We start from the raw sequence: 13,188 nt of genomic DNA, 5'->3' as shown, positions 1-13,188 counted from the left end.
CCGAAAAGGTCGTGGAATTCCATTCCACACCAGGGCAAGAAGGGGATCAACAGCAATCCCCCTCTTGCATCTCCCCTTGCCGCCCCTAGCGAAGTTACATGCATTAGTTACTGGCTTCGTGCTTATTCGAAAATAGCTGACGCTTCCGATGGGGCGTCCCTTCCCCCCGAAAGCTACGCAGACGTCCTGTCTGCGTCACGCTATTTTCTTCAACGCCCTTCAGCAACTTCGCAGGGGATCAGTGAACTTCTGTGGCATTAGAGTTAACTTTTCGCATTGAAAGGGTTATGCCAATTCCACACGCCTTATTGTCCTCAACTTACCAATTTATATAGTAGACTCAAGCTTATTATTGATACTTCTATAAACTAAATATAAGTGTATCAACTCAACTAAAGCTAAATTAACTATTACGACAGTGAAATATTGAAGATGACCCATAGCCCATAAGTTAAATAAAAATAAAACTTCTATAAGTCGAAATTTAGACCATTTAAAGTAATTTGACGGATAATCTTTACCTATAAGCATAGGTAACAGTTTCAAATTAAAAGTGACTGCAATAGCAATATATACACAAAGCATGCTAAGTAACGAAAACAATAATTTAAAGCTAAAAATATTCATCTGCACAAAAATCGATTCAGACTTAAATTCAACCAAAAATCAACAGCAAGGCCGACAACAAGTGTCAAAGAAAGCACTATACTCATACCCAAAAAAACTAATTTTTTTCATTACTTAAAGAATCATTTTTATCAATAAAAACTGTTATCCAATCAGATATCTTACGATGTAAAGTATCCAAATGTATAATTGTTGCCAACATTAATGGTTGATTATGTGCCACCGCAGACCTTATTTACCTATACTCATCAAAAGCAACAATTAAATAATCTCTATTGAATACTTTCCCATCACCAACTAAACCTTTACTTTTATTCCTAATAACTAACTCTAGCGATTCCGTAGTCATAAAATGCATTAAATTGCTATTAGCTAATTGAACACTATGATGATTATTTTGCCTATTCATCCAATCTATTGCAGATTCTAATAAAGTGGATTTATTTTTTCTTTCAGAACTATGACTACTTACAACTGATTCATCTTGATTATTTAAAACTGGGAAATTCTCTTTCATACATTTTAAGACTAAATTAATTAATTCTTCTTCTCCATCTTCAAATAAAGAAACCTTAGTAAACTTTAAATTTTCAGTCCAAGGAATGTCAAAATCCTTATGCCAAACAGAAACAATCAGAGATCGAAATAAATTCTCAATGATAGCCACTTTTCGATAAGCTGATGAGGAAATAACACTACCTTCTAGGCATAAGTCATTGAATGGAGCAAAACGATTTTCGCCCATGTCTAAAAACTCAATACATATATTTCTAATAATACAATTGATTAAGGAAGATGCTATTCTCACTTGGTATTTTCTAGCATCAAATGGTTCTCTCACAACTAAACCTGAAATCCAAAGTTCTTCCAACACCACTGAATCAATAGGCCTAACCAATACATGCACATCCAATAACTTGAACAATTCAACCTTTGCAATACTACTAAGATTAAAATATATTAACTTAAACTTCTCAATTACATCTGGTGAGCTAGCAAGTTCCTTTACAACTTGTTCAACATTCAAAAACCAAGTACCACTCTTATCGACTAGATAGTCAATAGCATTATTAATCAAATACTCATTCCCAGCAGTTTGCTCGACCAAATAATCACAAGCAATATATGCAATTTCATCATTTTGGTTTGACATTACACCAGAAGACTTTAGTTTCTGTATTGTATCTGATGAATTCAAAATCGGCTCATATAATATATTTTTATATTCCGCTGCAGGTGATGATGTTTTACCGTTGAATAACATGTAGTTTTCACAGAATGCAAAATAACTCCATGATCCACAAAAAATAAATTGAAAAACCAGATCACCAACAGCAGACTCCTGGATTTTTCTAGCATTTTTAATAAGAGAGCACTGGTCACTTATTGATGCCTTGTGAAAATCATTGACAATAATACGTACTCCACATCGGTCATATTCACGAGATATAACTGACTGTAAATTGGCAAAATCATCAAGACAGTGAACGACATTATTAGCAGAATCGATCATTACAAGTCGTTCTAAATCGTTAATAACTTTAATAGTTTCAACTTGAATATTTTTAGAATCTAAACTAACAATAGAATCATAAGCTCTCGTCGAACAAACTTGATTTATTACACCCCATATACCTTTAGAATCTCTACTTAATCGATTTAGCCATAGTGGAACAATACTCATAGCAATATTCCTTTTGTTCTTTCACTAGAATCGTATGCCTTAAGTGAATCCTCAATAGCACTTTTACCAATTTTATCCAAACGAGTTAATATATCCAAATATGTTGGGTACGTTGGCCGATACTTATCATGATTACATGGGTCCTGCGTTAGCATATTAGTCATTTTAAGCAATTCTATTGTTTGTTCGAAATGCTCTACTTTTGGTTCATCAATATTTACGACCAAACACCACTCATTAAGATGAGCATGTAATTTTAATACTGTGAAATATCCATCATTTTCCAGATAGCCAATTTTAATAAAGTCCGCAAGTGCCAGCATTATAGCGCGACCCAAGTGAGACAAATTATATCCAAGAGTTTCATTAACGTAGAAAATAAATGCTTGCTCTCCTCCCTCTTTACTCACGTTTGTGGAATAAACAGCTTCAACATCATCAGTACTTATTGTTACTTTATTATTTGGCACACGCCTATTTGATACGTATTCCAATAAGCAACGACAAAACTGTTGAACAAATGCAGGATGACGTGAAGCTTTCTCAGCAATCAATCTTGGAACTTGAGGACTTACTTTGATACCCAGCATATCCTCAAAACCAGTCTTAACAAGTTCAGTTACATCGTCATTTGTCAGATCTCTAATTGGAATCTCCTGCGCTATATTAATGAATGGATGACCAACACGCCGCTTTTGTTGATCTAACTTGGCTTCATAGAACAATTGATGATATCCAGAATAAACTAAAAAAGTATCTTTTGAAGAGTCAGCCATAACTAATTGACGTAACATAGTAGCTAAAGGAAATTCACTTTTATGCACTAATCTACTCTTTTTAATATACTCATCGACCTCATCAATTAAAAAAGCAACTTTAACTCCCCCCCTTGTCAAATTACTAACTTTTAGTTCTAAGTCAGCTATACTATCAATATTACCTAGCTCTAAGGTGTGAGCTATTTTCTTAGCTATCGCAAAATCTGGATCACCATCATCTTGAATATCAACATATACATACGCAACTTTATAGCTTCTATTTAATAGCGCATTTCCGAGAGCGTGTAGCACTGAAGTTTTACCAATTCTTCTACCTCCCCATATCATTGCTTGTGGATTATTCAATAATTTTTTTAGAATATCTTTTCGACCAACGTAAATATTATTAGTCTGATGACAGTAACCTTGAGCAACAAATGGAGAGGAGTTTGCTAGATCACTAACTGATGCATGAAGAGCCTGTCGTAAAGGTACTTCATGTTTCTCCTCGATACAAAGCTTATAAAGAAATGATTCATCTACAATTAAAAAGTTTTGAAACTCATTGTTATATTTAAAATATCGTTTTAATTTATCTATTGATTGAGGAGCAAAAACAATATGTAATCTTGCTGCTGACTCCTCAGCCAACAACTCTTCCTCTAGAATTTTTAATGAAACAGTATCAACATTTGAACGATATAAATAAAGCCTTATTGGCCTCTTTAGAAACTCACTTTGTGGTTTGTAAAACTTACTTTGATAAATTTGATACTTGTACCTTATAGATGCAGATCTAACAATTCCAAAGCGAGTTTTATCCCCATGTTCGTCATGATAAAGATTCGATATTTTAGCAAATCCCTTAACGAATGCCGCCCAAGTTTTAGAGATCTCTGTATCATCGTTAAAATCATTAGAAGTCAGCGATTGCCAACAAGAAACTAAATCAGGAAGTTTTTCTTTAGCCTTTACACTATAGTCTATTACCAACTGGTCATTTTTTTGTGGGGACAAATAAAATTCAACTTCATCAAGATATTGTGAATTTGTCTCCACAATAATTTTTAGCGTATCAACTGCACAACCTAAATTAGTTTTTTCATCAAGAAATTCATCTAGTGGCTTCTCATACATCTTCATTCTTCGAAGCTGCATTTCAATTTTTGATGTAATTTTATATATAGATTCCTGCCACGTAATTGGCATATTTGAACGCGAAACCAACTCCTTTACATTTTCAACAAGATCAAATTTATCAGCCACAAATGAATTCAACTTAACTTTTTCCACCTCTATATTTTTATTTATCTTCTCATAACATGAGTTAATAACAGTCTCAACAGCGACTAACCTCCCGCCATTTAAACATTCATTAATAACACTAGCTTCCCGCTCTTCAATTGAGCCTACTTGCTTCAATCTTGAATTCAACGACATTAATGCTTCATTATGACGTGAAATATATTTACTCTTAAGATACTCGTTTTCTTCAAAAAGAATACTCAAGGCCTCCCAAGAGCTCTCTCTCTCTAGAATAACTTTTGCAGCATCTAGTGGAATGCTATTACTCAAATCACTAAGTATTTTATCCCTGAATTTTAATGTTAACTCTGGATTCTGTTGTTCTCTTATCAACAAAATTAAACTTGGGCAACTTGAAATAATTTGCTTACTTCTAATAACAATATCCCACAGAGGAGTTTCAGTTAATTCATCTTCTTTCTGAAGTAACATCATCTTAATTTGATTGACGATCTGTAAACGTGCTCTCTCACTTCCAGACCATTTATTCAAAGACTCAAATAACTCATCCCGATCAATAGCAACATAATTAACATCAAGCTCATTTTCACAATAATTTAAGTGATGTATTATTTTTTGAATAAATTCGGCCATAAAACTCTGTGTTACATTTGAGAAATGATGATGCTGAATTAATGATTTATCATAACTAGCCATTAATTTTTGATACCAAATTTCAGTATCAATATCATCAACCAACTCATGCGCTGATATATAATTTTTATTATCGATACAAAGTAAAACCTTCTCCATTAATTCAACTAATGCAGGATAGACACACACAGACTCGAATCTGGAGTAATGTTTTGAATTTCTTTGAATATGTCGAAACCTACCATCATCAAATGCTACTTTTTCTTTAATAAGCTGCCTTTGCCTATTAAGTTCATTTAAAACCTCACTCTTAATTATTTTTAAATTTTTGTGACTAACAATTGCTTTAATTATATCATTTATAAATAATGGGAAGTTATACCTTGACTTATCTATAGCATTTATACTGAGGAATATTCTAAGTGCATACTCTTTATAACCCGCAAAAGTTGCACCTATTAACATCACAACTATTCTTTCAAGCATGTCATTAGAAGATACCTTATCGCTATCTATACTTAGTATTTGCGGGGAGATACAGAATTCATAAAAAAAAGTTGCCAAGGATTTATTATTAATATTCTTGCTACAACATGACTCGATTAGCAATCCAATTGATTGTTCAAAATAATCAGCACAAAAATTTTCAGATGTGCAAATCAATAGAAATGATATAAGAGGCTTTTCTTGTTCAATAAGTTTTTTACATATTGAAATCATCTCCTTTGGTTGTATATTTTCAAAGTTATTAACTGAGGATAAAATAATTTTATTCCTAGAGACTTTATTCTCACTAATTATTTCATTTATATTTTCTCTAATTTCAATTAATTCTGAAAATTTAGTAACTTCTAATAATTTATTTTTCTCTGCATTCAAAGACTCTAAAAACACAGGATCTATATCAGACTCGATTTTAATAGTGCCATCAATTTCGTCTTTAATTTTATCAGCATCAAAACGTAGTTTATTTTTGTAAGTCAGATTCAAACTATCTATATACTTACGATAATCTATTGAACATTGAATACTATCACAAGATCTTTTTAGGTATTTCTGCATTGAAAAATTAATATTACCCTCGTTTATATATTCTAAAAGCTCATTTTCAACAAAAGAAAACTCAAGGATTTCTGAATTGGCAACATTTAGTTTATCAATAAACTCACTCATTCCTTGTATAATAGAAGAGCAAATATTTTCAAAATCATCAATATTATTGTCAGATGTTATACTTTCCCATGAAGATAAAAAACCTAAATGGCACACATCTGAATCACACTTCTCACACTTAGGCACTGTAACATTTTTTATTCTTTTAAATTTATCCTTAATAATCTCACGGCTTAATTCGATTTCAGAAAGATTTAACCCTATAACTTCATCTTCAATGAAATCACTGATTAAATTTAGCTTTATAAAATTATTAAAACTATTCTTTATTTTTTTAGAGGCACTAATAATTTCCTCAGACAAGAGCGTTATGGTAGCCTTAAAATCAATTACATCTTCTAAAAATGATTTAGCTATTGAAACAATAGCCACTGCTGTATTTTTATCGTCAATTAAAACATTGCCCTCATCTAAAATAGGATTTTTAATCTCGGGATATCGCGCACAGATTTCTTCATAAATTTTTAATCTATCTTGGCTCTGCAACATTGCAAAAGCTAAAAGAAGATATAAAATAGGCTCTTTACCCCCTAAGAAATCAATATCTTTTTTCTCAAAAAATAAATGAAGATCACCTACATTCAAATAACTTTTATTAGATTCTTTACAATAACAACAAACTTGAATTTGTTCATATAAAAAAGGATATGACTTCTTAAACCAAAGATATATCACCTGATACAAAGCAATATCAGACCTACACTTTGACAATTTATTACGTGCGTCAGATGAATTGCATATAGACTTTAAAAACGTTGCCAAAACATCATTCGTTACAACTCTCGGCAACAAAGGCTTACCATTCCATTCATTTTTTTTACAAAATGCTTTCAAATCCTTTTTCTTACCAGCTGATATGTAAAATTCCAAAAGAAGATTTTTATCATCAAATAACGGATGTAGTTTACTTGAATTGCAAAATGGATAATATTTCTTATCTTTCTCACCAAAAAAAATTTTAGAATCCATCCCCCCTCCGTAGTACTTATAGTTTTATATAATATCAAATAAATTATATTTCCAAATTTCTGATATATTTCATTAATCAGTTACTCTACTACTTTCAAACTTGGTGCTTTCACCATTTTTATGACACTATGAAATTTATTAATATCACGGTAACTTCACATGCAAAAAAGCCAAGAGTTGCACCAATACCCTGCGAAGTTGCAGACGAGCGTTGAAGAAAATCACGTGAGCGAGGCATGGATGCCTCGCTAGCTTTCGGGGTACAGGATGTACCATCGGAAGCGTTAGTGATTTTCGAATAAGCGCTAGGCCAATAACTAATACATGTAACTTCGCTAGGGGCGTCTTGGAGCATCCAAGGAGGATAGGACGAGCAGTCCTCCTTGGTCGGGTGTGGGGTGAAGCCCCACGACTTTAAACTTATCTCGGCCGACAGGCCGCAACAAGCAAACCAGCACCATCAAAACGTTTCAACTTTGTCGTTCGACAAAAAGCCCCGCCATGGCTACCGCACTTGGCCAACAGCCGTTAGCCAAGGGATTGCACTGCTGTAATGCTTTTATAGATATAGATTCTAGGCCTTAGGTTCTAGGTTCTAGCGCCCAGAGACTTATCGCATATTGTTCAGAAAGCATTTCTAGCGAAATGAAGATACATCTTCCTGATGCAAGTGAACTTAACCACGGTCACGATTAAGTTTCATCCTTGTTAAAAACCTAAGATAGCGACATAGCGTACACTTGTCTATAACTTTAGCATTACAAATCAAGTAATTAAGCAAGCGCTGATTTAACCATTTTGATATGGCTGCATGTGACTAAACCTGCCGCCATCAAATAGCACTATCTCTTGATCTTGCAGTGGCATGAAGTCTCGCTGTGTCAGGCGGTCTGTTTTGGCAAGCGAGCCAATTTTGACATGGGAAAATGGGTTCGGTGAACACATTGGCCAAAGAGCACTGAACAAAGGGCACTGAGCAAAATTCAGCCATAACGTAACTGAGTTGAATCACAGTGCGAACATCACTGTAGAAGCCTGATAACACAGGTGCTACACACGGATTTAGCTTGATTAAAACTGCTGCAATTTGCGACCTAAATTTGCATTTTCGGCCCTACATGCTAACGTGGCTAATGTAAATTTACATTCAGTGTTTATCAAAGCTATGTCGCAACAATCAATAAAAAGTCGATCGACAACAAGCTTATATCGGGCGATACCATGCAGCGCGGCTGATATTACACGGAAGCACAACTGAGGTTGAGATATGGAACCATCTAATACGTCACGCCGGACCTTTATTAAGCAATGTGTGATTGGCGGGGTTGCCGTATATTCGGCCCCTTTGTTGTGGGAAATGAGTCGCGCGAATGCGGCGATTGTCTCACCTGAACTGGCAGCCCAATGGCAAACTCAGGTTAATGGTCAATCCAAACCTAAGTTTCGTAACGACGGCATAGCTAAGGTCACAGGCCAAAAGGTCTATGGCCGTGATTACCGTGCTATGGACATGGAGGGCTGGCCCAAGCAGCAAGGTTACGCTTTTATACTTCGCGCCGCCGATGCCTCCCATGTTTATCAAGGCTTTTCCCTCGACCACCTGCCCGCGTCGGCTAAGCCCTATAAAGTGATCACTGCGGCCGATCTGGCCCGTGATAAAATCAAGCTGCCCGATTTTTACGGTGACAACATGTTACTGGCCGAGGGGCAAACCGCCGACTACTTAGGCCATGCGGTGGCGATATTGTTGTTCGACAGTTTCCCCGCCTTTAAGCAAGCTAAGTCTTTACTGCAATTTGATCAGACCTTACTGCGCTTTGGTGAGCAAACGCCGTTTGTATCGGACACAAAAGACCCATACGCCAGCTGGCGTTTGATTCGAGTTGAAGGTGAAGATGGCGCAAGGGAAGATTTATATAGCCCGCTCCACGATGGGCTGTTTTTCCCTAGCGTAAAAGATCGCAAGCCTGAATGGTTAGGCAATCCGAATGCCAAAGGGACTGTGTCTGAGCGCGGGCTTTATTATGCAGGCGAGATAGATAAGCAGATTGCTAGTGCCCAAGCCAATCAACAATGGCAAGTGTTAGAACGGGAATATCGCACCCAGATCATCGATCCTATGATGATGGAACCCGAAGCCTTTAATGGCTGGTATGACGCAACTAGCCAAACATTTCATACTGTGATTACCTCGCAGTCGCCGCAGGACTTTCAAGAGATGGCAGTGCACATGCTGTTATCTAGCCCACTGGCAGGCAAGGTAAAACATCTTGTGGTGCACTCGCCTTATATCGGCGGTGGATTTGGCGCGAAAGACCATTCGATATTTCCTTATTACGGCGTGATCGCGGCCGTTTATGCCAAAGGGCCAATCCGACTCGCCAATGACAGATTCGAGCAATTCCAATCTGGCCTTAAGCGTCATCCGTTCATCATGAAAAGCCGCTTAGCGGTGGATAAATCGACCTTAAAAATCCAAGCCTTAACTTCACAGATGACTGTCGATGGCGGCGGACGAGTCAACTTTACCCCGTCTGTGACCTCGGTTGGCGCGACAGCGATGCAAAGCATTTATTACACGCCGCGCAACGATATTATCGCCACCGCCTATGCGTCACGTAACCCAGATGCGGGTTCGATGCGCGGTTATGGCACGCTGCAATCGATGACGGCGATGGAATGCATGATCCACGAGATCGCCGACGAGCTGAAGGTTGATCCCTTTAAACTGCGCGCCGCCAACGTGATGGAGTCTGGCCAGCGTAATACTCAAGGTGCAATTCCTAACGGCACTTTACGTTACCGCGAAATGCTCGAGATGGCCGAGCAAGCTCCCGTGTGGCAAAACCGCGCGGTGAATAAAAAGGACTATGAGGCCAAACATCCGGGGATGCGTTACGGCGTCGGTTTTGGTATCGCCACCAAAGATTATGGTACGGGCGCCGCCGCGCCAAGTGCGGCGGTTCGCCTAGCTAAAGACGGCAAAATCACCCTAGAAATCGGCTTTATCGAAATGGGCACAGGCACGCAAACCTCCCAAGCTGTGGTGGTCAGCGATGCCCTCGGCAACTTTGCCGATGAGGTAAAACTCGCCGAAGTGGATATTTGGGATGCGATGCAATTAGTGCAAACCGATAATCCTTATATTATTTCGCAGCAACGCCAAGATGAAATGGCGGCCAATCCACGCTGGACGCCCGTTAAAGCCATGGCATCGTCGGCGTCTATGTCGGCCTATTACCAAAGCCATGTCAGCCGCATCGCCGCCGATATTATCTATCGCCACGGCCTATGGCCTGCAGCGGTATCGATTTGGAACGAGTTGTATTTTAATACGCCAATGGGCTCAACTAATTTGCATAACGCCCGCGATGGCCGCTGGGTCGATGGCAAGCTAACCGCCTTGGGTTTTCCGCCATTGTCGCTAGATATTCTCGCTAAACGCGCCCACGACATGGGCTTAGTGGTCGGCGTGATGGGCCATGCCTTTAATCGCTGGGCTTGGGCCGAAGCCGATTTCGACATTCTTGGCACTAAAGAGCGTTTAGCACTCGATGCGCTGGCGCTGCAATACGGCGAAGGGAACGCGACGTTTGCGGCCACCTCCGACACGACTAAGAGTATCAAAGCGCGTCAAGCCAGCATGAAATCTAATGGCTATCACTTGATCGATCGTCAAGCCATGAGTTATCCCAAGGCCGAACTGAACAATGCCATGGTGACTTACTACGCCCCCTGCGCCACTTTGGTTGAAGTGGCCGTTAACGAAGGCAATGGCGAAGTCACGCTACTGAGTTCTCATACTTGGTTAGAGGCGGGCAAAGTGATTGTTAAAGAATTAGTCGAAGGGCAAATTCAAGGTGGCCTTGCGATGGGAATAGGCCATGCACTGCATGAAGGCTTACCGCCATTTGAAGCCGGCGCCGGCAATGGTACCTGGAACCTCAATCGCTATCAGGTGCCGTTAGCGCGGCATGTGGGCGTATGGGATCAACGTCATACCATATTGCCGCAGTTATCTGATAACGATCCCAGCCGTGGTATCGCCGAAGTGGTGATGATCCCTGTGGTCGCGGCGCTGATTGAAGCCGTGTATCAAGCAACCCATGTCCGCTTTTACGATTTACCTATGACAGCGAAAAAAATTAAGGAGGCCATGGCATGAGCCAGTCTATTAAACTGACCATTAATAACCAAGCCGTAGGCCCGATTGAAGTCGCCGATGGTGTGATGATGATTGAGTTTCTACATGAATACTTAAACCTCACAGGCACTAAGTTTGGTTGTGGCGCAGGCGTATGCCACGCCTGTACAGTGATCGTCGACGACGAGCAAGGCATGAGCGAAGTGGTGCGTACCTGCATCAATGGTGTAGAGCGTTTTAATGGTAAACGCGTCCGCACTGTCGAAGGTCATGCTAGACAAAACTCCCTTGGCGAAATCACCGCCCTGAGCCCAGTGCAAGAAGCTTTTTTAGAGCATTTCTCGTTTCAATGTGGCTGGTGTACCTCGGGCTTTGTCAACGAATCGACCGCGCTGCTTGAGCGATTAGAGCGACAACCTATCGCTAAAGATCAAGTTGAAAAAGTCGTAGAAGATGCCTTAAGTGAACACGTATGTCGCTGTACTGGCTACGTAAAATACTATGCGGCGGTCAAAGATCTGATCCTCAAAACTAAGGGGCTAACCCTGTGATGACATCAGCCAATCTGCGCCATTTCTCGCGCTATTTCCCGCACATTAGTAGGATAAAAAATCTGTTGAGTCACAATCTACTCCTGAGTTTAGGGCTAGGTTTGCTCGCCTGTTCCAGCAGCGTTGCCGATGAAGGTGGCAATACGAATAACGACATCGCACGCGGCGCGTATCTGATGAAGATAGGCGACTGTGTGGCCTGCCATACTGCAGTCGGCGGGCGCGAACTCGCGGGTGGTTTGCCGTTCGAAACGCCCTTTGGCGCTGTGTACTCGACCAATATCACCTCAGACAAAGAAACCGGGATTGGCAAATACAGTTACGAGGACTTTTTTGATGCCATGCACCACGGTGTTGGCGTCAACGGCAACCTCTACCCTGCTATGCCCTACACGTCCTACAGCCTGCTGACGGACGACGACACTCAGGCGATTTATGCCTATTTGATGAGTACTAAACCCATCAAGCAAGCTAACCGCGACAATGATGTTTACTTTCCGTTTAACCTGCGTTTTGGCCTAAAAGCTTGGAACTTAGTCGCCCACGATGCCAAGGAATTTACCCCGAGCAAGGAAAAAAGCGAGCATTGGAACCGCGGCAATTACTTAGTCAATGCCCTAGGGCACTGCGGTGAATGCCACACCCCAAGAGACACGCTGTTTGCCATGGAGCAGGACAAGCACTTTGAGGGCGCGATTATCGAAGGGCTAGAGGCATCGGACATTCGCCCCGCCGAGCTTAACAGGCAGAACTGGACCCATGAGGATCTTAAGTCGCTATTTACCGAAGGCTACTCCCGTAAAGGCACCGTCTTTGGCGGCATGTATCCCGTGGTGTATCACAGCTTTAGCCACTTAACCGATGATGATATGCGCGCGGTGAGCAGTTATCTGCTCGATAACGACGATGATCTTAAACCGGATCCGCTCACCTTTAACGGCCATAAACCTGAACTGCCAGGTTATACGCTCTACAAAGGTTACTGCGCCGGTTGTCATGGTCAAAATGGTGAAGGTCGTCCTAATGTAGCCCCCGCGATGGCAGGAAACGCCACCTTAGATAAAGCGAGTCCACACAATATCGTCGCCGTGATACTAAAAGGTATTCAGAGCCAGCATTACAACGCCACCACCAGCTTTTATGCCATGCCGGGATATGCTGATGAGTTAAGCGACGAGCAGATTAAAGACTTAGCCAATTACCTAAGACTCACCTGGAGCACACAAGCTGGTAATCTCGATGTGAAGACCATCCAAAGCTTAAAAGAAGTGATCCTCGAGCACGACTAACCCACATAGGTATGTGGGATATTTAAGATAAAAGCCGACTCTAGAGTCGGCTTTTGCTTGAATGCACATGGATATCGGAGTGAGTTAGCTATCT

The 13,188-nt window shown here is 40.0% G+C and carries 5 protein-coding genes; 3 read left to right on the top strand and 2 right to left on the bottom strand.

Translation table 11 applies throughout. The annotated features are described in order from the left end of the window. Positions 1-862 precede the first annotated feature (862 nt). Positions 863-2,311 (bottom strand): hypothetical protein, encoded by a 1,449-nt coding sequence (locus AAA952_RS03885; RefSeq protein ID WP_338254567.1) that lies wholly within the window; start codon positions 2,309-2,311, stop codon positions 863-865. After that, entirely contained in the window at positions 2,308-7,110 is a 4,803-nt protein-coding gene (locus tag AAA952_RS03880) for a hypothetical protein (protein ID WP_338254565.1), read from the bottom strand. The genes AAA952_RS03885 and AAA952_RS03880 overlap by 4 nt, the downstream gene beginning before the upstream one ends. Before the next feature lie 1,267 nt (positions 7,111-8,377). Between AAA952_RS03880 and AAA952_RS03875 the strand changes: the two genes are divergently transcribed. From AAA952_RS03875 to AAA952_RS03865, 3 genes are read left to right on the top strand one after another with little or no spacing between them, the layout of a single operon-like run. Further along, positions 8,378-11,275: a xanthine dehydrogenase family protein molybdopterin-binding subunit gene (locus AAA952_RS03875; protein ID WP_338254563.1), complete on the top strand. Its 2,898-nt coding sequence runs from the start codon at positions 8,378-8,380 to the stop codon at positions 11,273-11,275. Next, complete coding sequence (locus tag AAA952_RS03870; RefSeq protein ID WP_006082848.1) at positions 11,272-11,805, top strand: (2Fe-2S)-binding protein; 534 nt, start codon at positions 11,272-11,274, stop codon at positions 11,803-11,805. The genes AAA952_RS03875 and AAA952_RS03870 overlap by 4 nt, the downstream gene beginning before the upstream one ends. Beyond that, a complete protein-coding gene (locus AAA952_RS03865; RefSeq protein ID WP_338254559.1) occupies positions 11,805-13,094 on the top strand; it encodes a cytochrome c in 1,290 nt (429 codons plus the stop codon). Before AAA952_RS03870 ends, AAA952_RS03865 begins: the two co-directional genes overlap by 1 nt. Positions 13,095-13,188 lie beyond the last annotated feature (94 nt).

This window comes from Shewanella sp. M-Br (genome assembly GCF_036245925.1).
GTDB lineage: Bacteria > Pseudomonadota > Gammaproteobacteria > Enterobacterales > Shewanellaceae > Shewanella > Shewanella oncorhynchi.
The sequence above is the reverse complement of the archived record's forward strand: the minus strand, read 5'-3'. Positions and strand labels throughout refer to the sequence as shown.